Source organism: Kordiimonas lacus (genome assembly GCF_001550055.1).
Classification (GTDB): Bacteria; Pseudomonadota; Alphaproteobacteria; order Sphingomonadales; family Kordiimonadaceae; genus Kordiimonas; species Kordiimonas lacus.
Map to the genome: position 1 here is coordinate 33,767 of NZ_LRUA01000010.1, position 20,810 is coordinate 54,576.

20 protein-coding genes are annotated in these 20,810 nt (G+C 56.9%); 5 read left to right on the plus strand and 15 right to left on the minus strand.

The window, feature by feature from the left end:
* Positions 1-2: 2 nt before the first annotated feature.
* The 6 genes from hisS to KORLAC_RS15070 all read right to left on the minus strand — a co-directional run bounded on the left by hisS (position 3) and on the right by KORLAC_RS15070 (position 8,307).
* The gene (gene hisS, locus KORLAC_RS15045) at positions 3-1,241 is read right to left on the minus strand and encodes a histidine--tRNA ligase (RefSeq protein ID WP_068307916.1); all 1,239 of its coding nucleotides are present in this window, start codon (positions 1,239-1,241) and stop codon (positions 3-5) included.
* Positions 1,242-1,262: 21 nt separating this feature from the next.
* Positions 1,263-2,378, minus strand: a complete 1,116-nt coding sequence (ispG, locus tag KORLAC_RS15050) for a flavodoxin-dependent (E)-4-hydroxy-3-methylbut-2-enyl-diphosphate synthase (RefSeq protein WP_068307919.1) — start codon at positions 2,376-2,378, stop codon at positions 1,263-1,265.
* Positions 2,379-2,480: 102 nt separating this feature from the next.
* Positions 2,481-3,392 (minus strand): helix-turn-helix domain-containing protein, encoded by a 912-nt coding sequence (locus tag KORLAC_RS15055; protein ID WP_068307921.1) that lies wholly within the window; start codon positions 3,390-3,392, stop codon positions 2,481-2,483.
* Positions 3,393-3,708: 316 nt separating this feature from the next.
* Entirely contained in the window at positions 3,709-5,970 is a 2,262-nt protein-coding gene (gene ptsP / locus KORLAC_RS15060; RefSeq protein WP_169794404.1) for a phosphoenolpyruvate--protein phosphotransferase, read from the minus strand.
* A 63-nt stretch (positions 5,971-6,033) separates the two neighbouring features.
* Positions 6,034-7,050, minus strand: a complete 1,017-nt coding sequence (locus tag KORLAC_RS15065; protein ID WP_068307925.1) for an NAD(P)H-dependent flavin oxidoreductase — start codon at positions 7,048-7,050, stop codon at positions 6,034-6,036.
* 27 nt (positions 7,051-7,077) lie between these two features.
* Positions 7,078-8,307, minus strand: a complete 1,230-nt coding sequence (locus tag KORLAC_RS15070) for an aspartate kinase (protein WP_068307927.1) — start codon at positions 8,305-8,307, stop codon at positions 7,078-7,080.
* A gap of 181 nt (positions 8,308-8,488) precedes the next feature.
* Here KORLAC_RS15070 and ubiG point away from each other — a divergent pair, with 181 nt between their 5' ends.
* Positions 8,489-9,280: a bifunctional 2-polyprenyl-6-hydroxyphenol methylase/3-demethylubiquinol 3-O-methyltransferase UbiG gene (gene ubiG, locus KORLAC_RS15075; RefSeq protein ID WP_082714720.1), complete on the plus strand. Its 792-nt coding sequence runs from the start codon at positions 8,489-8,491 to the stop codon at positions 9,278-9,280.
* A gap of 30 nt (positions 9,281-9,310) precedes the next feature.
* Here the strand turns inward: ubiG and KORLAC_RS15080 are convergent, their stop codons facing one another.
* Positions 9,311-10,234, minus strand: a complete 924-nt coding sequence (locus tag KORLAC_RS15080; protein ID WP_068307930.1) for a CPBP family intramembrane glutamic endopeptidase — start codon at positions 10,232-10,234, stop codon at positions 9,311-9,313.
* 144 nt (positions 10,235-10,378) lie between these two features.
* Here KORLAC_RS15080 and KORLAC_RS15085 point away from each other — a divergent pair, with 144 nt between their 5' ends.
* Positions 10,379-11,254 (plus strand): AraC family transcriptional regulator, encoded by an 876-nt coding sequence (locus tag KORLAC_RS15085; RefSeq protein ID WP_068307933.1) that lies wholly within the window; start codon positions 10,379-10,381, stop codon positions 11,252-11,254.
* Between the two features lie 8 nt (positions 11,255-11,262).
* Here the strand turns inward: KORLAC_RS15085 and KORLAC_RS15090 are convergent, their stop codons facing one another.
* The 4 genes from KORLAC_RS15090 to KORLAC_RS15105 all read right to left on the minus strand — a co-directional run bounded on the left by KORLAC_RS15090 (position 11,263) and on the right by KORLAC_RS15105 (position 13,671).
* On the minus strand, positions 11,263-11,715 hold the full coding sequence (locus KORLAC_RS15090) for a DUF1178 family protein (RefSeq protein ID WP_068307936.1): 453 nt from the start codon (positions 11,713-11,715) through the stop codon (positions 11,263-11,265).
* Entirely contained in the window at positions 11,712-12,539 is an 828-nt protein-coding gene (locus KORLAC_RS15095) for a carbon-nitrogen hydrolase family protein (protein WP_068307938.1), read from the minus strand. The genes KORLAC_RS15090 and KORLAC_RS15095 overlap by 4 nt, the downstream gene beginning before the upstream one ends.
* 5 nt (positions 12,540-12,544) lie before the next feature.
* Entirely contained in the window at positions 12,545-12,802 is a 258-nt protein-coding gene (gene grxC / locus KORLAC_RS15100; RefSeq protein ID WP_068307940.1) for a glutaredoxin 3, read from the minus strand.
* Between the two features lie 113 nt (positions 12,803-12,915).
* Entirely contained in the window at positions 12,916-13,671 is a 756-nt protein-coding gene (locus KORLAC_RS15105) for a ComF family protein (RefSeq protein ID WP_206594985.1), read from the minus strand.
* A gap of 60 nt (positions 13,672-13,731) precedes the next feature.
* Between KORLAC_RS15105 and KORLAC_RS15110 the strand changes: the two genes are divergently transcribed.
* Positions 13,732-14,577 (plus strand): methyltransferase domain-containing protein, encoded by an 846-nt coding sequence (locus KORLAC_RS15110; protein ID WP_074519262.1) that lies wholly within the window; start codon positions 13,732-13,734, stop codon positions 14,575-14,577.
* Here the strand turns inward: KORLAC_RS15110 and KORLAC_RS15115 are convergent.
* Together KORLAC_RS15115 and mutT are read right to left on the minus strand one after the other, a co-directional pair.
* Positions 14,574-15,128 carry a nucleotidyltransferase family protein gene (locus tag KORLAC_RS15115; protein ID WP_068307942.1) on the minus strand — a complete coding sequence of 185 codons (555 nt, stop codon included), beginning with the start codon at positions 15,126-15,128 and terminating at the stop codon, positions 14,574-14,576. The two genes, KORLAC_RS15110 and KORLAC_RS15115, sit on opposite strands and share 4 nt — an antisense overlap.
* Entirely contained in the window at positions 15,125-15,523 is a 399-nt protein-coding gene (gene mutT / locus KORLAC_RS15120) for an 8-oxo-dGTP diphosphatase MutT (RefSeq protein ID WP_068309330.1), read from the minus strand. The genes KORLAC_RS15115 and mutT overlap by 4 nt, the downstream gene beginning before the upstream one ends.
* A gap of 159 nt (positions 15,524-15,682) precedes the next feature.
* On the opposite strand from mutT, the gene KORLAC_RS15125 reads away from it, so the two are divergent.
* Complete coding sequence (locus KORLAC_RS15125) at positions 15,683-15,895, plus strand: Flp family type IVb pilin (protein WP_068307945.1); 213 nt, start codon at positions 15,683-15,685, stop codon at positions 15,893-15,895.
* Between the two features lie 45 nt (positions 15,896-15,940).
* Here KORLAC_RS15125 and KORLAC_RS15130 read toward each other — a convergent pair whose 3' ends face one another.
* Entirely contained in the window at positions 15,941-16,189 is a 249-nt protein-coding gene (locus tag KORLAC_RS15130; protein ID WP_139167406.1) for a hypothetical protein, read from the minus strand.
* A gap of 162 nt (positions 16,190-16,351) precedes the next feature.
* Positions 16,352-17,596: a bifunctional glutamate N-acetyltransferase/amino-acid acetyltransferase ArgJ gene (argJ, locus tag KORLAC_RS15135; protein WP_068307950.1), complete on the minus strand. Its 1,245-nt coding sequence runs from the start codon at positions 17,594-17,596 to the stop codon at positions 16,352-16,354.
* A gap of 297 nt (positions 17,597-17,893) precedes the next feature.
* Between argJ and secA the strand changes: the two genes are divergently transcribed.
* Complete coding sequence (gene secA / locus KORLAC_RS15140; RefSeq protein ID WP_068307952.1) at positions 17,894-20,740, plus strand: preprotein translocase subunit SecA; 2,847 nt, start codon at positions 17,894-17,896, stop codon at positions 20,738-20,740.
* Positions 20,741-20,810 lie beyond the last annotated feature (70 nt).

The window sequence follows — 20,810 nt, forward strand, 5'->3', positions numbered from 1 at the left end:
CCTTACGCCGTGATCGAGGCAACGAGGCCGCCGAACGGCACTTCCCATTGCTCGCCGCTGTCCAGCTCCTTGACCATCACATTGCCGGCTTCAAGTTCGTTGTCACCCAGGATGATGGCAAACTTCGCATTTGCCTTCGATGCCCGTGTCAGGCGCTTCTTCAGGTTACCACTGCGGTCAGCCAGAACCGTCAGCCCTGCCTCGCGCATGTCTTCCGCCAGCGCAAATGCTTTCAGTGTCGCGGCCTCACCCATCGGCATGATCATAACCGGTCGTACGTCCACTAAATCAAGCTCAGACAGCATGGCCAGACGTTCTATGCCGCCCGCCCAGCCAACGCCAGCCACTGCCGGACCGCCCAGCTTTTCAATCAGGCCGTCATAGCGGCCACCTGCTAGCACTGTGCCCTGTGCACCCAGTTCGGTGGTCACAAACTCAAAAGCCGTGTGGGTATAATAATCAAGGCCGCGCACCAGACGTTCGTCATGCTCATAAGGCACACCAACAGCTTCAAGGCCGGCCTTCACACTTTCAAAGAAAGCGCGGGACGCCTCATTCAGGTGTTCTGACAAAAGCGGCGCATCAGCCACGATAACCTTATCGCCGTCGTCCTTACTGTCCAGAATGCGCAGTGGGTTGGTTTCCAGGCGCCGCACGCTGTCTTCTGACAGTTTATCCTTATGTGCTTCCAGATATGCCACCAATGCCTCGCGGTACGCCACCCGGCTTTCCACGTCACCAAGGGTGTTCAGGTGCAGGATCACTTTGTCGCCGAGGCCAAGCTCACGCAGAAGGCGCCACGCCATGGCAATCTGTTCGACATCCGCTTCCGGATTTTCTGGCCCAAGGAGCTCAGCATTGATCTGGTGGAATTGGCGGTAACGACCCTTTTGAGGGCGCTCATAGCGAAAAGCTGGGCCGTTGCTCATAAGGCGGCACGGCAGGTTCTGCTGCATGCCGTTCGAGATGAAGGCGCGACACACACCGGCTGTGAATTCAGGGCGCAGTGTAATCTCTTCACCGCCGCGATCTTCAAAGGTGTACATTTCTTTCGAAACCACATCAGATGCTTCCCCGAGAGGCCGGCGAAAGACATCGGTGAATTCGAAGATGGGGGTCGACAGCTCTTCAAAGCCGTATGTTGACGCGACGCGGCGGAAGGTTTCCACCACAGCAGTCATCCGGCGGGCCTCGTCCCCATAGATATCGCGCGTGCCCCGCGCTGGTTGCAGTTTGGACACGGGAAATTCCTTTTAAATCAGCTAATGAGAGTCTTGGGTGCTAGCAGCTTCAAGTTCAGCCGCTTTTTCTTCCACAAGATCAACAATATGATCGACAAGCTTGTCGTCGGTAATTTTATGGTCGGTCACGCCCGAAAGGTAAACCATATGGTTGCCTTGGCCGCCGCCGGTGAGGCCGATATCCGTCTCACGTGCTTCACCCGGGCCGTTCACCACGCAGCCGATGATCGACAGGCTCATGGGCGTATGGATATGCGACAGGCGCTCCTCGAGCACTTCCACAGTCTTGATCACCGGGAAGGCCTGGCGCGCACATGACGGGCAGGAAACGATCCGCACGCCGCGGTGACGAAGTCCAAGTGACTTCAGGATTTCAAAGCCCGCTTTCACTTCTTCAACGGGCTCAGCAGACAGGGACACACGGATCGTGTCACCGATACCGGCCCAAAGAAGGGAGCCGATCCCGATGGCCGATTTGACCGTGCCACCGCGCAGGCCTCCGGCTTCGGTGATGCCAAGGTGCAGCGGATAATCGGTCGCGTCCGCGAGGCCCTGATAAGCCGCAACTGCGAGGAACACATCAGATGCCTTCACGCTGATCTTGAAGTCATGAAAATCATTATCTTCAAGGATACGGGCGTGTTCAAGCGCACTTTCGACCAAAGCCTCAGGGCAAGGTTCGCCATATTTTTCAAGAAGATGCTTCTCAAGCGACCCGGCGTTCACGCCAATCCGCATGGAACAACCATTGGCTTTCGCAGCGCGGATCACTTCCCGAACCCGGTCAGCAGACCCGATATTGCCTGGATTGATCCGCAGGCAGGCCGCGCCCGCATCAGCAGCTTCAAGCGCGCGCTTATAGTGGAAATGAATGTCCGCCACGATCGGCACATTGGCTTCGCGACAGATTTCCGGCATGGCCGCAGTTGATTCTTCATCCGGGCAGGAAACCCGGACAATATCAACACCGGCCTCTTCCGCGATGCGGATCTGGTTGATCGTGGCACGCGGGTCAGAGGTCAGCGTATTGGTCATGGTCTGCACCGTGATCGGCGCGTCGCCACCAACAGGAACATTCCCGACCATGATCTGGCGGGATTTCCTACGGTAAACGTCTCTCCAGGGGCGTACACTCATGACGGTCTATTACCTCTAACTCCAAGCGTGTTTGTTGGCGTTATACATGAGGAAGCGCCTCGCTGAAAGCAAGGATTTTCGGGAATTGGCAGTTTCAGAATTTCAGCGTGAGCCGCCCGTGGAAGCACTGACCGACGACAGCAGGCGATCCTGATCAAGGCGAACACCTACGATCACCTCACCGCGGCCACCAAGTGCAACATGCTGCTGATCACCAAGCGTCAGGGTTACACCCCCAGCATTTGTCGTGGACAGAAGCGCTGAGCCGTCAAACTGCGGGCGGTAGCTTTGGCCTTCGCGCAAGACGCCAGACCAGATTTCAGTACCGTCAGCATTTTCAAGCCGCAGCCACGAGTCTTCTTTGGCTTCCAGCAAAACATCTGAGGTGCCTACACCGGCAATTGCCTGATCCGCAATCGCGGCCGGTGAAAACAGCGACGCCGGGCGAACAAACAGTTGCGTGTCACCGGAAGCGACCGTTTCAAGCTGCACAGCGTCATTAACCACCGCAGCGTCCGCATTTGTCACCTGGGCCTCTTCGGTGCGGGCCGGCAAGGATGCCTGCACGGCCTGCAACTGGGCAACATCAGTATTACGGTCGATGATGTCACTGTCCGCTGTCAGGCTGAAAGGCACGATGCTTGAGCCAAACATGGCCCAGCAAAGGGAAACGCCCACCACGCCCGCAAGCGGCGAAAGCCAACCGGGCAGGCGGCGGCGCGGCTGTGCAAGCGGTGTATCAACCGGCAGCACCAGCGGCGTTTCTTCAATACCATATTCTTCTTTGAACTGGGCAACGATGGATTTTGCGTCCTGCTTTAATGCCATGGCATACGCGCGCACAAACCCAACTGCGAAAGTTTTCTCAGGAAGCTCGTCATAGTCGTCCGCTTCAATGGCGACCAGATAACTGCTCCTGACACAAATATCCTTGGCGATGGACTCAATACTCAGGCCGCGCTCATCACGCGCGTCCCGCAACAGTTTACCTACTGTTTTTTCATCTTGGCTCATCACAAAACCGTCCCCTGCCTGGCCCTTGCTGGGTTTTCCCAGTCTGGACAGACAGTAACCTGCTATTACAGCGTTTTCCCAACGTGAGACCGTCCGGTATTCCCCCTGAGGTCTCTCGAGCACCACATTTCTGCATCCATTTGTCGCCCCGCTATCGTGCGAGCAGCTTGTGGTTGCGGTCCGTGGTTTTTTTCTACGGTTTCTATTGGACCACACATTAGTCAAAAAACATTTAACGCCCCGAGTCAAATAGATTCAATTTTTATGGGAAATTATTCTCCTCGAAACGGCAAACAGTTGCTGCTTCAAGAGAATTTCAGAGTTTGATCTTGTGATCCTTGGCGAAAGCCACGAGTGAGTCGCGAATCGAATGTTCCGGCGACGTGATGTTCGACAGCATGAAATCACGCAACTGCTTCAGGTTGACTGAGCGGATCATTCGCTTCACAGGCCCCACAGATGTCGGCGAGATAGATATACGGCGCAGCCCCAGGGCAACAAGAGCCATGGCTTCGATCGGGCGCCCACCCATCTCGCCGCACAGGGTAACCGGCACACCTGCATTATCGCACGCCTTGATCACCATATGGAGAAACGCCAGCACCGGCGGCGCCAACAGGTCATAACGGTTGGCAAGCTTCGGGTTGCCCCGGTCGCAGGCAAAGAAGAACTGCATCAGGTCATTGGTGCCAATCGACAGGAAGTCGATCTCGTTCATCAGGGTATCAAGCTGCCATGAAAGCGACGGCACTTCCAGCATACAGCCTACCTTGACCTCCTTCGGCGCTTCGCGGTCATGCTTGGCCAGGCGGTCAATCTCCTTTTGCAGGATGGCCTTGCAGCGCCTCAGTTCCGCGACCTCTGCGATCATCGGGAACATGACATGAAGCGTTTTACCGGCCGCAGCATAAAGAAGGGCTCGCAGCTGGTAGCGCAAGAGTGCCGGACGATCGAGCGCAATGCGGATGGCGCGCCAGCCCATCGCCGGGTTTTCTTCTTCTTCACGCGGTAGGAATGGCGCGGGCTTGTCGCCGCCGATATCCAGCGTGCGGAACACCACCGGCCTATCGCCAGCCGCTTCCAGGGCGGCTTTGTAAATCTTTGTCTGTTCATCCACCCGCGGCAATGCCGGCGACACCATGAACTGGAACTCTGTGCGGAACAGGCCGATGCCTTCTGCGCCCGTATTGTCCAGGCTGGGCAGGTCTACCAGAAGGCCAGCGTTCATGAACAGCGTCACCCGGTGACCGTCAAGCGTTTCAGCCGGCAGGTCGCGCTCAGCCGCATATTCGGCATACAGCTGTTCCTGAAGCTCAAGCGTGGCCTTGTAGCTATCGATCACATCGTCGGCTGGGCGGATATAAACATGCTCGCTGCCGGTATCGACAATGACCTGCTCACCCGGCTCTACGTGGGTCAAGAGCCCCTTGACCCGGCCAAGCACGGGAATACCCATGGCGCGCGCAATGATGGTCACATGCGATGTGGCCGACCCTTCCTCAAGCACAATAGCTTTCAGGAGGTCACGGTCATAATCCATCAATTCAGCGGGCCCGATGGTGCGGGCGATCAGGGCCGATTCTTCCGTTAGCTTGGTGCGGTAGTCGCTCTTGTCGCCCTGAATGATCCGGATCAGGCGTGACGCCAGGTCTTCGAAATCAGCGATCCGCTCCCGAAGGTACGGGTCTCTGATTTTGCTCATCCGGGCACGATTTTCCTGCAGCACGCGATCAACTGCAGCTTCCGCTGTCAGCCCGGACAGCACAGCTTCACGCATCTTTTCCTGCCAGCCCTGGTCGTAGGCAAACATGCGGTAGGTCTCAAGAACCTCGCGGTGCTCACCGCCGTGGGCCAGGTCAGGATGCTCGATCAGCTCTTCAAGCCGCAACCTGAGTTCAGCAATCGCTTCTTCAAGCCGCAGCTTCTCTGCGTCGACATCTTCTGCCACCGTGCGGGTGATATGAATTTGCGGCTGGTGGAACACCGCTACACCGGCCCCAACGCCGCCCGCAAGCGACATGCCGTCAAGTGTTACGGGCTCACCGGTCGTGGTGCTGTCCTCGGTCAGCTCTTCCTTGTCCACAAGCGTACCGGAACCAACAAGTTCGGCAATCACCATGGAGATGGTTTGAAGCGCTTCCACTTCTTCAGGCTTGTAGCGCCGCGGTGCCACATTCTGCACGACAAGGACGCCCACCACCTTGCCGGTGCGCAGGATCGGCACCCCAAGGAAACTGTGATAGATATCCTCCCCGGTTTCCGGGCGATAAACGAATCGCGGGTGCTGGGGGGCTTCAGAAAGGTTAAGCGGCAGACCGCGTTCGGCAACCAGGCCCACAAGGCCCTCACCAACACGCAGGCGTGTCTGGTGAACGGCCTCTTCCTTCAGGCCTTCAGTTGCAAACAGTTCGAGGATTCCGCCCGCACGCGACAAATAGATGGAGCACACTTCGGCAACCATATTCTGCGCGATAACACGGACCACACGGTCGAGCCGGTCCTGCGGCTGGCCGCTACCAGCCATCACACTATGGAGCCGCCGAAGCAGCAATCTTGGCTGACTTACGTGGTCAGGCAAGGCATTCCCCCTTTAGTCGGCACTGGCAAAGGCCAGCTTGCGGTGAAGCCCGCATATCATCTGTTAGCCGCGGGCGTTCAGATGACTGATAGCTTGTGCAACAAGCTCATTGATGATGTCCGCCGTTGGCTCGATCTTCTTGACCATGCCAACGCTTTGACCTGCCATAACAGACCCGGTTTCGACGTCGCCGTCAACCACCGCGCGGCGAAGAGCTCCACCCCAGAAATGTTCAATCATCATCTGGCCCTCATCCTGCGCGATTTCACCAGTACGAAACTTGGCGACAACCTCTTCCTGGGTTTTCATGAAATCTTCCGTACCCTGGTTTTTCAGTGCCCGCACTGGAATCACAGGGAAACGACTATCGATCTGTGTGCTTGCCACGGCGTCACGGGCACTCGCACGGATGAAAGCCTTTTTGAATTTTTCATGGGCCACACATTCCTCTGCGACCACAAACCTGGTTCCTAATTGGGCACCCGAAGCACCCATTTCAAGGTAGGAGGCCATCACTTCCCCTCGGCCAATGCCGCCTGCAACAAACACCGGCACATCGGTGATAACAGGCAGGATTTCCTGGGCTAGCACGCTGGTGGACACAGGACCAATATGGCCGCCCGCTTCAGCGCCTTCGATGATGATGGCGTCAACGCCAGAACGCACAAGTTTCTTCGCGAGGGCCGCTGTAGGTGCAAAACACATGAGCTTTGCGCCGAAGCCCTTGATTTTGGCGATGGCCGCCCCGCTTGGCAGTCCACCCGCCAGCACCACATGGCTGACCTTCTGATCGGCGCAGACATCAATCAGTGCATCCAGGTCTGGATGCAGGGTGATCAAGTTCACACCGAATGGCTTGTCAGTAAGTTCGCGGGTAGCAGCAATTTCAGCCGCCAGGAGTTCCGGGCCCATGCCGCCGCAGGCAATGACGCCGAAGCCGCCTGCGTTAGAGATGGCAGAGACCAGGTTTCGCTCGGAAACCCATGTCATCGCACCACCAAGGATGGCATACCGGCTGCCCAAAAATTCCTTGCCACGCTGCCAATGGCGTTCCAGGCGCGCGAGACCGATTTCACTCATAAAAAATACCCTCAAACTCCACGCAGATCATGCGTCAGTTGGGGCATCCAAACCATAAGCCGTATGAAGCGCCCGAACTGCAAGCTCTGTATATTCCGCGTCGATAATTACACTAACTTTAATTTCAGACGTAGAGATAACTTGGATATTGATACCCTTTTCTGCGAGCGTATCAAACATTTTGCTTGCGACACCCGCGTGGCTGCGCATGCCAACACCCACGACAGACACTTTCACCACGTCGCCGGTGTAGACCAGATCACGGTATTTGAGCTCGTCCTTACGGTCGCTGAGCACCTTCACGGCCTTGCGAAGATCATCTTCCGGCACGGTGAAGGTCACGTCGGTGGACGTACCATCTTCGGACGCGCTCTGAACGATCATGTCGACGTTGATATTCTGGTCCGCCAGCGGTGCGAACAGGTGCGACACCTGCCCAGGCCGGTCTTCAAGGCCAACAACGGTAATTTTTGCTTCGCCGCGGGAATATGCAATCCCGCTTACTACTTCCTGTTCCACGATTTCGTCCTCACCAACTACAAGTGTTCCGGGCAGGTCTTCAAAAGATGACAGAACCTGGGTCCGCACGCCGTGCGTCATGGCCATGGCCACAGACCGGGTCTGCAGCACCTTGGCGCCCAGGGATGCCATCTCGAGCATTTCTTCATAGGTAATCTTATCAAGCTTGCGCGCCTTGGGCACAATACGAGGGTCGGTGGTATAGACACCGTCCACATCCGTGTAGATATCGCACTGGTCAGCCTTCAAGGCAGCAGCAAGTGCCACAGCCGAGGTATCAGACCCGCCGCGACCCAGCGTGGTAATGCGGCCATCGTCAGCAATACCCTGGAAGCCTGCAACAACGGCCACGCGACCACCTTTGAGGCATTCCTCAAGCTTTTCGGTTTCAATCTTTTCGATTCGCGCAGCACTATGTACATCGTTCGTACGGATCGGCACCTGCCAGCCCAGGAAAGAGCGCGCAGGCACTTCCATTTCCTGAAGACAGATCGACAGGAGCCCGATGGTAATCTGCTCACCCGCGGCTACCACCGTGTCATATTCGCGCGCATCGTGCATGGGCGCAGCCGACCGGCAGAAGTCCACCAGCTGGTTCGTGGTGCCTGACATGGCAGAGACAACCACCACCACTTCATGGCCTTCGTCCACGGCTTTCTTGACCCGGCTTGCCACGTTCCTGATGCGGTCAACGTCGCCTACAGAGGTTCCACCAAACTTTTTTACTATCCGTGCCATCTGATAATCCGGTTCCTGTCACAATTCTTCCTGTTTCCGGCATTTTGACGCATCCCCTTGACCCGAAGCGCGCAAAGGTGCGTATTGAGAAACAGCGCGATATTGTTTAAAGGCTGGCTTGCATGCGTGCAAGCGCTCAGTAGGCCAGACGCGCGGGAAAAGCTTGCTTGGAACAAAAGATATGCTGAACGAAAACCAGAGATCCGATAAGGCGCCGGAGACCGGCACCATCGCCCATGGCGGCACCGTGGACGAAAGCGAGGTCGCTTTCTTCGCCCGCATTGCTGACACCTGGTGGGACCCAAAGGGCCCGTTCAAACCCCTGCATATCCTGAACCCAACGCGCCTTGGATACATCCGTCAGGAAATCGAAGCCCATTTTCGCCTTGAGAAAAACCTCAAGAAACCGTTTGAAGGCCTGCGCCTGCTGGACATCGGCTGTGGCGGCGGACTGGTGTCTGAACCCATGGCGCGACTGGGGGCAGACGTCGTGGCCGTGGATGCGTCAGAGAAAAACATCAAGACCGCCAGCGTACATGCGGCCCTATCGAAGCTAGAGATCGATTTCCGCAACACCACCGCTGAAGCGCTAGCAGACGCGGGCGAGCAGTTTGATGTGATCATCAATATGGAAGTGATCGAGCATGTCGCGGACGTGGACGCCTTCCTGGCCGCCTGCCGCAAGCTCTTGAAACCCGGCGGCATCATGCTGCTCAGCACCATCAACCGCACCGCCAAAGCCTATCTGTTTGCCATCATTGGCGCAGAACACGTGCTGCGCTGGTTGCCTGTGGGCGCGCACGACTGGAACAAATTCATCAGGCCGGATGAGCTGAAGGATTTTGTCTCAACGGCGGGCTTTGAAGCTGGTGAAGCAACGGGTTTTGTCTTTAACCCGCTTGGCGGCAAGTGGCGCCTCAGCGCCACCGACACCGGCGTCAACTATGCAATGACGGCAACCGCCCCCAAATAGGAAAACGGCTGCCGCCATACCCCCATCAAGCTAGCCTGCTGTTTCTGTGGATTTCTTCTTCAGGCCACGCGCGAGCAGCACGCAGCCGCCAATCAACACCAGCATTGTGACCAAGCTGTTTTCCGGTCCGGCCATGCCGCCGGTTAGCCATTCAGGCGCACCGTCCTTGACCATCAGATCCACCCACAGGGGCTTGATATCAAGCGCAATACCCGTCGTTGGCACCCCGAACCAGGTGATGAAGGACCAGTTCCAGGCCGCATGCCACGCACAGGCGCCCCAAACCGACTTCTGTCGGATCACCAGGAAGCTGAGGAAAATTGAAAAGGCCATCGTCATGATGAAGAAGATGCTGAACTCGCCCAGCTTGAAGGGTTCATCACCACCAATGCCAACATGCATCAGCATGAAAAGCATGCTGTTGCCGAGCACACCAACCCAAAGGCCGTAGCGCTCTGACAGGCGGGACAGCATCCAGCCCCGAAACAGGATTTCCTCAACGCTGGACTGGACAATGAACCCAAGGGCAAGCAGCAGGATCGGCACATAGCTCACCGCCATGAAATCCTGCGGCCCTTCAACGGCATAGCCGCCCACAAGCCAGATGCCGATAACCGACAAGGCCGCCATGCCGGCCCCCAGTCCAAAGCCTTTACCGAATGTGCGCTGTGCGCCTGTATGCCTCACCAGGCCTATGCTCGCTAGTCCGCGCCGCTCGAAGAAGCGCACCCACAGAAGAAGTGGTATCATCACCGCACCGAATACGATGAAGAGCATATAGAGGATGTTGGGGTATGTTTCTATTTCATCTTCGGCGATCCAGCCGCTTTCGATCGCTGGTACAATGGCCACGACCTGACCAGCAAAAAAGAAGATCACCAATAAAAGCGGCACTGCCCATGGCCATGTCCGCTTGCCCCCGTTCAGAGCATCTTGAAAAAATGTTGTTGTCATATTGTTTTTCTCTCGCTGTCGGACTCGTCTTTGCGCGAGCCATCCCATAAGCCCCTAACGAAAGTCATAGCGGGCCTATATCAAAATCTTGCTGTTTTGGCTGGGCACACCTATGTTCAGTGGTAACAGCGAGAGGAAAACGGCATGAGCCGCGCAAAAGAAAAAATAGACAGCGCGCTGCTTCTGAAAGCCAACGCCAGCATTGAGGCCCAGCACGATATCCACCGGGATGTTGCTGTGTCCAGATGGTCCATCGACCGCAACAGCGTGGCCTACGAGAAAAGCGACAGCCACACCCTGAGCCTTTATCTAAAGGGCGGGGAAACCAGCTACCGCGCCGACCAACAGGGCAACCTGGGCCGTAGCGGCACCCTGTGCCTGATGCCGCAGGGGCATGCCTCCAACTGGCACATCGGCGGGCCCATCGATTTCGTGCATCTCTATTTTTCGGACGCCATTCTGAAACGCTTCGCGGCCGATCATTATGAGCAGGATGTACGCTTGGTGGACCTGAGAGACCTGATATATCAGGCAGACGATACCCTGTCGGCCATGTTGCTTGGCTATGTGGATTGCTGCACCCGACAGCCGGACCGCGCGGGGCTGATGGGCGAGCATCTGCTTATGAGCATCTTCGACCATATCATCACCCGCTATAACGGCTTCGATCTGAAGGAAAACCGCCTCAAGGGCGGCCTGACACCGCTCCAGATGAGGCAGGTAAAAGCCCTGATTGCCGACAAGCTGGATAGCCGCCTGTCCATGGCAGACCTGGCCGCAGAAGCGGGCCTGAGCCCCTTCCATTTCGCCCGCCAGTTCAAGGAAAGCTTCGGCGAAACGCCCGGGCAATATGTTATGCGCAAGAGAATTGAAAGTGTGAGGGAGCGGCTGAAGACTGAGGAACCGCTGGCACAGATCGCAGCCCGCACAGGATTTGCACAGCAAAGTCATATGACGTCACAGTTCAGGAAGCAGGTGGGATTGACGCCGCTTGCTTACCGCATGGCGATGGTGAGCTAACGGCTCGTTTAGGCGTCCTTGCGCCCTAGACCGGGGAGCGGCATCACTTCAACACCCTCTTCGAGCAGCTCCTTGGCTTCCTGAAGCGTGCTTTCACCATAGATGCCGCGTTCTTCCGCTTCACCATAGTGAATCTTGCGGGCCTCGTCGGCGAACTTGTCGCCAACATAATCGCAGTTGGCCTCAACATGGTTCTTGAGCTTGGCCAGAACCTTTTGGGCTTCTTCCACCACTTCCTGCAGCTTCGGGTCACCCGCCTTTGCGGCCACAGATGCCACCTCGGATTTCTGGTTACCCTTCGAAGCTACATTCGGTGCCATCAGTGCCTTCGATACTTCGTTGCTGCCACAGTGCGGGCATTCGACAAGCCCAACAGCCTGCTGTTCTTCATAGGCGTTTGAAGACCGGAACCAGGCTTCGAACCGGTGGCCAGTACTGCATTTCAGGTCAAATACGATCATGTGGCATCTACTGTCGTTACAGTTACATCGCGGTCATGCGTGAGCGAAGGGATTTTCTGCCGCGCTTCCGCGCATTTTGCAAGGTCCAAATCGGCGATTGTGACGCCAACGTCTGTACCTGCATCAGCGACAACGCTGCCCCAGGGGTCGATAATCAAGCTGTGGCCGTATGTGCTGCGTCCGGTGGCATGAAGGCCGGTCTGGGCAGCCGCCAGCACATAGCAACCTGTCTCAATCGCACGTGCCCTCAGAAGCGTATGCCAATGCGCTTCACCCGTTGGCCGGGTGAAGGCCGCCGGCACCAGCAACACATTTGCGCCAGCCTTGGCCAGCGCCCGATAAAGATAGGCAAAACGCAGGTCATAGCAGATGGACAGGCCGAAATCAGCCAGCGGCGTTTTCGCAACCACGGCGCTCTGGCCACCATCATAAAGTGCTGATTCCCGGTACGCTTCACCACCGCCTAAATCCACATCAAACAGGTGCATCTTGTCGTAGCTGGTTTTGATCTCACCGTCCGGGCCAATCAGGAAGCCCCTGTTAGCCAGACGGTCCTCAGCCACTTTTGTGATCAGCGAACCAATATGCAGCCACACCTTGAGCTCTGCCGCGATAGTGCGGAAGCGCTTCAGGCCAGGGTCATCATCCTGAAAGCTGGCTTTTTCAAGCACCACCTTGCGGTTCATTTCCATCAGATGCGTGGTTTCAGGCGTGCTTATGAAGTCTGCGCCATCTGCCGCTGCTTCGCGAATATAACCTTCTGCAGCGGTCACGGCATCCGCGACCACATTGCCGGTATTCAGCTGTATGAGGGCGACGCGCAAGGGCTTTAGCCCGCCAGAAGCGACGCAAGGCCGCCTTGTGCATCAAGGGCATAAAGGTCATCACAGCCGCCAACATGACGCTGGCCGATCCAGATTTGTGGAACAGTGTTCACGCCGCCTGCCTTTTCACGCATTTCGCGTCGGGCAGCGGGGTTCATGTCCACGTTGATTTCCTTGAAACGCGCGCCTTTTTGCTTCAGCAGCGCCTTGGCGCGGTAGCAATAGGGGCACATGTTCGAGCTATAGATGACAATGTCAGCCACAAAAACTTCCTTTACTTCAAACAGCGTTGCCTTCCTGGCACTCTGGATTCGCTCCTTATGTAAGCGAAAACACGCAAAATTTAAAGGAATTCCCCGCTTCACAACACTGGGAGCTAACTGCGAACTGGTTGCCCCACCCGCGCGAAAGCCACAACCCCAACATGGCTGGCGCCAGCTTTCTTGAGCGCCTTCGCGCATTCTGATGCCGTAGCCCCGGTTGTCAGCACGTCATCCACCAGAAGAACCCGCTTGCCGGCAAGCTGGCCAGACCGGCTGACAGGCACACGGAAAGCGCCGCGTACATTCTTGCGCCGCCCCTTTCGGTCAAGTGTTCCCTGGCTTGGGGTAGCGCGCATACGCTCCAACAAAAACGGATCAGCACGCAAGCCAAGCTTTCCGGCCAAGCCTTTTGCCAGTAACTGGGATTGGTTGAAGCGACGCTTGAGCAGCCGCCACCGGTGCAAAGGCACAGGGATGATCAGGTCGGCCTGCGCGTCAGATGGGATCACCCGCGCCATCATTGTCACGAACGCCGGAATGCTGGCCCCGGCGCCGCCATGCTTCATTCGGATGATCAGGTCACGCCCCAGCGCTTCATAAGACACCGCTGCCCGCGCCCAGTCGAAAGCTGGAGGGTCTTTCATGCAGGCGCCGCACAGCGCATCCGGGCCCACATCCACCTCGAACGGCAAGCCACACGACGCGCACCAGGGTGCAGCGATGGGCGACAGGTCCTGCCAGCAGGCCGCGCACAAATGGCCGTGTGACAGGATGCGCTCACCACAGGCCGGGCACCGCGGCGGCAGCAGAAAATCCACCACCCCGCTGCCAAGCTTCCTGAATACCGATTGTGCCCCCATCTGTTTCATGGGGTGAGCTTAGCAGGCAACACGAGATGAAACCAGTTGCACTGGCGCGGGTGCTCGCTTATGTCAAAGCCCATGAGCATCGAGCAAAATGACATCAATCTGTTTGACCAGGTCGCGGTTCAGCGCAACAGGGTGCGTGGCCGTGCCATGGGGCCGGATTTCGATTTCCTGCGCGAGGAAATTGCCGACCGGATGGCGGACCGCCTGGCGGACATCAACCGAGATTTTGGTACAGTGCTGGATATTGGTGGCAACTTTGCGCCCCACACAGGCCAGGGCGTTCAGACAGCGCCTGCGACCGACGGCACCCTTGATGTGGCACCAGGGAGTTGTGATCTCGTGATATCCAACCTGGCGCTTCACTGGGTCAACGACCTGCCGGGGCTGATGGTGCAGGCCAACCACGCCTTGAGGCCTGACGGACTTTTCATGGCAGCCCTGTTTGGCGGTGAGACACTGCATGAGCTGGGCCATAGCCTTCTGGCCGCCGAGGCGGAAGTCACAGGCGGCGCCAGCCAGCGCGTCATCCCGTTCGCCGACGTACGCGACCTGGGCAGCCTGCTTCAGCGCGCGGGCTTTGCCCTGCCGGTCACTGACATGGACACGATCACCGTAACCTACGAGCACCCGCTGAAGCTGATGCAGGAACTGCGCGGCATGGGCGAAGCCAACGCCATGCAGGCCCGCAGCAGGCGTTTCTTGCGCCGCGACGTCTTGATGCGTGCTTGCGAAATCTATCAGGCCAAATTCGGCATGGCAGACGGACGTGTGCCTGCCACCTTCCAGATCATGTATATGACCGGCTGGCACCCGCACGAGAGCCAGCAGAAGCCCCTGAAGCCCGGTAGCGGCAAAGTGAATTTGGCCGACGCCCTCAAGGCTGGCAAACCGCCCCAAAAGGCCTAGTCCCGGACTACCTTCAGGTTCGGCCAGCGTTTCAGCCAGCCTTTGGCCTGTAGGCGTGCCTCGAACCCTTCCGGATCATTGTCTTTCATCACAGGAGTGATCCTGAGGATATGGGCGAAAAGGTCATCAAACCCGAAAGCGGTAAGCCACTCGAAAGCCCCGTCAGGCGAAAGGCGTACACCGATGCCTGTTGCTGTTTCCGCCCAGTGGCGCAAAGCTGTTTCAGTATCCTGGAATGGATCGTGGCCGCCGAATGTGTGCATGCGTGCCTGGTTGCGCACCTGCCAGTCCACATCCGGCATTACCAGCTTCAGCGAAGCCTCATAGGCGAGATCGCGAGTTTTGAGGTCATAGGTCGCGTCGAAATAAATCACATCCACGTCTGCCTCTGGAAACTGAGGCTGGGGATCATACAAGCTGTCCCAGTAGCGATTACGGATGAAGCCTGCGGCGATATAGGCGCCTTCAGGGCCGGCGGTACGAACAGCCTCAAGTGCCGTCATTGCAGCCTTGTCACTGCGCAACAGGCTTTCCAGCACCTCAAGGCTCAAAGGAAATCCCGCAGCATGGCTACGAGCGGATCATCCGCCGGCGGCATTGGGTATTCCCCCAGATCCCGGATTTTCACCCACCTGAAAGCCTGGCCTTCCATACCGCGCACAAGGCCTTCCCATTTCCGGCACAGATACAGCGGCATCAGAAGATGAAACTTTTCATAGGAATGGGACGCGAAGGCAAAGGGCGCCAGGCATGCAGCGGTGATATCGATATCCAGCTCTTCCTTGCATTCGCGGATCAGGGCAGCCTCAGGCAGCTCGCCCTCCTCCACCTTTCCGCCTGGAAATTCCCATAGCCCGGCCATTGCCTTGCCTTCGGGGCGCTGCGCGATAAGCACACGGCCATCCACATCAATAAGCGCAATCGCTGCCACCAGGACTGTTGGCAGACCTGCGTCAATCTTCACATTAGGTTCTGGACAATCATCAATCATGGTGGCTACGGGTAAACACACTTTTAGCCAAATTCAAGCTTTAACAACTTGTTTAGGTTTGGCGCAGAGGCTTATGCTGCTTATAGCGCGGATTAAAACTATGGGGTTGTAATCGTGTTCAGAACAGTCGCGGTAAAATTACGCGGGCTGAAAGATGCCTTATGGCAGGATCGCCATGGTGCGACAGCCGTTGAATATGGGCTGCTGATCGGTTTGGCAGCCCTTGGTCTTGCTGCAGGATGGGGATCGATTGGCGATCTGGTGCAACAAATTTTCGCTATGTTGAGCGACCAGACACAGGCAGCCACCCCAACAAGCAGCAGCTAGTTGGACTGGCACAACAACTTTGTCCGAACCGGCATTCCGGCCCGTTTAGCTAAAGGCAGCTTCCTGAAATCCAGCAGCCACACGGCGTGACCGGCGGTCAGACTTCTTGTCGTCATCGTCATGGTCCATACGCTCGGCAATCACAAGGCGTGCCCTGGCCACTTCCTGCTTCATGTAATTCAGCTCTGCCAGTTTGTCCGCACCCTCATCAGCATAGCGGTCCAAAGCATCGGTCAGTGCCTCATTCAATTCCGTCAGGAACTTCATCTGTAACTCTAGATTGACGGTTGGCATCATTCTTCTCCAGCAAACTCCGGTTCAACGTACCCCACACCTTACCTGATACAAGAGTCATGCCAGAGAAATAGCTGTTTAATTTCATGTAGTTACGACCGCACAAGAAAACACCCGGCAGAAACCACCGGGTGTATTTTGTCAGCTTGTGGAAAATTCGTCCTAGCTGCGATAATCCGCATTGATGCGGATATAGTCGTATGTCAGGTCACACGTCCAGACCGTAGCAGTACCTTCACCAACGCCCACATCAATGCGGATATCGATATTCTGGCCCTTCATGTGTTCCGCAGCCACCGGCTCACTGTATCGAGGGTGCACACAGCCAGCCTTGGCCACATGCTGGCCACCGATCCAGATTTGTAACGCGTCACGCTCTGCCGCTTCGCCCGCCTTGCCAACAGCCGCCACAAGACGCCCCCAGTTGGGGTCTTCACCTGCAATAGCGGTTTTCACCAGCGGGCTGTTGGCCACTGACTTACCGATCACCCGGGCGGCCGCATCGTCTTCAGCGCCTTCGATCGTGATGGCGACAAACTTGGTGGCGCCTTCACCGTCCCGCACAATCAGTTGTGCAAGATCGGTCATTACTTCGTCGAACTTGGCCCGAAAATCTGCGAGGCGCGGGTCATCGGGATCGTCAATCGGGTCATAAGCCGCGCCAGCACCGGTCGCAACCGCAATACAAGTATCGTTTGTGGAGGTGTCCCCATCCACAGTGATGCTGTTGAATGTACGGTCTGTGGCGTCGGCCAGCATTTTTTGCAGGCAACCATGGGTCAGCGCCGCATTGGTGAACACAAATCCCAGCATGGTGGCCATATCGGGCGCGATCATGCCGGAGCCTTTGGCGATGCCGGAAATGACAGCTGGGCGGCCTTCGACGGTGGCTACCCTGCAACTGCCTTTGGGATAGGTATCGGTGGTCATGATGGCACCGGCCGCTTCCCGCCACATGGAACCGGACATGCCGTCCTTGATAGCCTTCAGCGGCCTTTCGAACAGGTCACCGTTCAGCGGCACGCCAATCACGCCGGTTGAACAGGCCAGCACCTCTTCAGGCGCACAGTCAACAATCGCTGCCGCTGTTTCTACCGACTTCACGGTCGCCTTCATGCCCTTTTCGCCGGTAAAGGCGTTGGCATTGCCCGCGTTGACAATCAGCGCCCGCACCTTGCCGCCAGATTTCAAAAGCGCATCCCGACACCAGTCAACAGGCGCCGCTGGCGCCTTGGACCGAGTGAAAACACCCGCCGCCACAGACCCTTCCGACATCACCGCAAACAGGAGGTCCGGACGCTCGCGCTTGCGGAAGCCTGCGTGCATTGCACCCATTTCGACACCTGGGACAGGTAAAAGGTTTGGAAAGCCCTCTGGGGCAAGGGGGGACACTTTAGACTCGGCCATGCGATTATCCTCAATCAATGCCATTTATTTTGCCGCATCATGCCCGTTGATTTGCCAATCGGCAAGAAATCACGCCCGAAACAGTCAATTCCCCGCGAGAAGGTGCCGCACCAGTTGACAGACGCTGGCATGATACTTATCTGTGCCTGCACTCTTGTAGTTGTGAAACTGCATATAATTATAAAGTCAGTAACGCATTCCCTCAGGGATCACAGTACGGCCGGCCGCGCAGCGCGCACCAACACAGTGACCGGTGATGTCAGAGCTAGGAAGCCAGGGGCAGGCCAGGAAAGAAATATGCTGGGATTAAGCACACTCGCCAAAAAGATTTTTGGGTCCGCAAACGAACGTTATCTCCGTAAACTTGAGCCTAAAGTCGCAGCCATTGGCGCGCTTGCCGACGAGATGACAGCGCTTTCAGATGAGGCCCTCAAGGCAAAAACCCAAGAATTCCGGGACAGGCTGGAAGCGGGCGAGACCGTTGACGACCTTCTGGTTGAAGCTTTCGCTGTTGTCCGCGAAGCCGCGACCCGGTCACTGGGCCTGAGGCACTATGACGTACAGCTGATCGGCGGCATGGTCCTCAACGACAGCTCGATCGCCGAAATGAAAACCGGTGAGGGTAAAACCCTGGTAGCAACATTGGCAGCCTACCTGAACGCCCTGCCCGGCCAGGGCGTACATGTGGTTACCGTGAACGACTATCTGGCTGAGCGTGACGCCGAATGGATGAGCAAGGTATACGGCTTCCTGGGCATGACCACGGGTGTTGTGGTGCCAGGGAAAACCGACGAAGAGCGCCGCGAAGCTTACCGGTGTGACATCACCTATGCGACCAACAACGAACTTGGCTTCGACTATCTGCGCGACAATATGAAAACGCACCGCGACCAGATGGTCCAGCGACCCTTCCATTTCGCGATCGTCGACGAAGTGGACAGTATCCTGGTGGACGAAGCCCGGACGCCGCTGATTATCTCCGGCCCGACCGAAGACAAGTCAGAGCTATACCTCACCATCGACAAGCTGGTGGCCGAACTGGGTGAAGGCGACTATGAAAAGGACGAGAAGTCCAAGCATGTATCGCTGACCGAAGACGGCCACGAGAAGATGGAGAAAATCCTGGCAGACCAGGGACTCCTTAAAGCTGAAAACCTTTACGATTATGAAAATACCCAAATCGTTCACCACGTAGACCAGGCCCTCAAGGCGCGCACCATGTTCGAGCGCGACACAGACTATATCGTCAAGGGCGACAAAGTGGTGATCATCGACGAATTCACCGGCCGCATGATGGACGGTCGGCGCTATTCGGGTGGCCTGCACCAGGCGCTTGAAGCCAAGGAAGGTGTCCAGATCCAGCCTGAAAACCAGACGCTGGCGTCGATCACCTTCCAGAATTACTTCCGTATGTATCCCAAACTGGCCGGCATGACCGGTACTGCCTCCACGGAAGCGGAAGAGTTTGGCGACATCTACGGCCTGGGCGTCATCGAGATCCCGACCAACGTTCCTGTTGCCCGGGTGGACGAGCACGACGAATTCTACCGCACCGGCAAGGAAAAGTTCGACGCCATCGTCAAGGACATCATCGAGGCACAGGACAAGGGCCAGCCGGTTCTGGTTGGTACAGTGTCGATCGAGAAATCCGAGGTGCTTTCGGACTATCTCAAGAAGAAGAAGATCAAGCACCAGGTTCTGAACGCCCGCTTCCACGAACAGGAAGCCGGCATCATTGCCCAGGCCGGTCGTCTCGGTGCCGTAACGATTGCCACCAATATGGCAGGTCGGGGTACTGACATCCAGCTGGGTGGTAATGCAGACTTGCGTATTGCCGATGAAACGGCAGGCATTGAAGACGAAGCCAAGATCAAGGAAATCTCTGAGCGCATCCGTCGGGAAGTGGAGGAAGAGAAGCAAAAGGTACTCGAGGCGGGCGGCCTTTATGTTGTCGCCACCGAGCGGCACGAAAGCCGACGCATCGATAACCAACTGCGTGGCCGTTCGGGCCGCCAAGGTGACCCGGGCCGCACCAAATTCTTCCTGTCGCTGCAGGATGACCTGATGCGCATTTTCGGACCTGAGCGCATGGACGCCATGCTCGTGCGCCTTGGTATTGAGGAAGGCGAGGCCATCATCCACCCGTGGATCAACAAGGCAATCGAGAAAGCCCAGTCCAAGGTGGAAGCCCGCAACTATGACATCCGTAAAAACCTGGTGAAGTTCGATGATGTGATGAACGACCAACGTCGCGCCATCTACGAACAGCGCACCGAAGTTATGGATGCTGAAGAGATTTCAGAGACCATCAAGGATATGCGCGCGGACGTTGTCCACAATATTGTGGAAACCCGCATCCCGCCAAAATCATACCCTGAACAGTGGGATATCGATGGCCTGGACGAAGACGTGAGAACCAAGCTGAATCTTGATGTTGACGTTCGCGCTTGGGCGGCTGAGGAAGGCGTGGACGATCATGTGATCATCGAGCGCCTCGAAGAAGCCGTCAATGAAGTTATGGCTGAGAAAGCCAAACGTATCAACGAGATGACGGGCACAGCCGACCCGGAAACCGGCTTCGGCATGTGGGAAAAGGACATCGAGAAAAGCATCCTGCTTCAGGTTCTGGACCAGGAATGGAAAGAACACCTGCAGAATCTCGACCACCTGCGTCAGGGCGTGAGCCTGCGCGCCTACGGCCAGCGCGACCCTCTGAACGAGTATAAGACGGAAGCCTTTACCCTGTTTGAAGGCATGCTGTACCACATCCGCGAAGAAACAACTCAACTGCTGGGCCGTATTGAACTGGCACCACAGGTTCGTCCCGAGGATCTCGAACCGACACCGCCTTCCGTGTTCCAGGAGAGCCATCCTTCGCCAGAAGTGGCCGTGGGCAGCCCTGCGCCAAGTGGCGGCTTCAACCCGAATGACACCTCAACCTGGGGTGACGTGCCGCGGAATGCGCCCTGCCCTTGCGGCTCCGGCGAGAAATTCAAACATTGCCACGGTGACGTGTCCGGCATGGGGGGCGGCATGATGGGTGCGTCTCGCCCCGCGTCAAATCCCTTTGCTGATGTTGGGCGCAACGACGCCTGCCCTTGTGGATCGGGCAAGAAATTCAAGCATTGCCACGGCGCCTTCTAGGGGCAAACGGCAAGGTTAAAAGCTGATAAAAGCGGGCTCAAAAGCCCGCTTTTTATTATTTCCAATCACT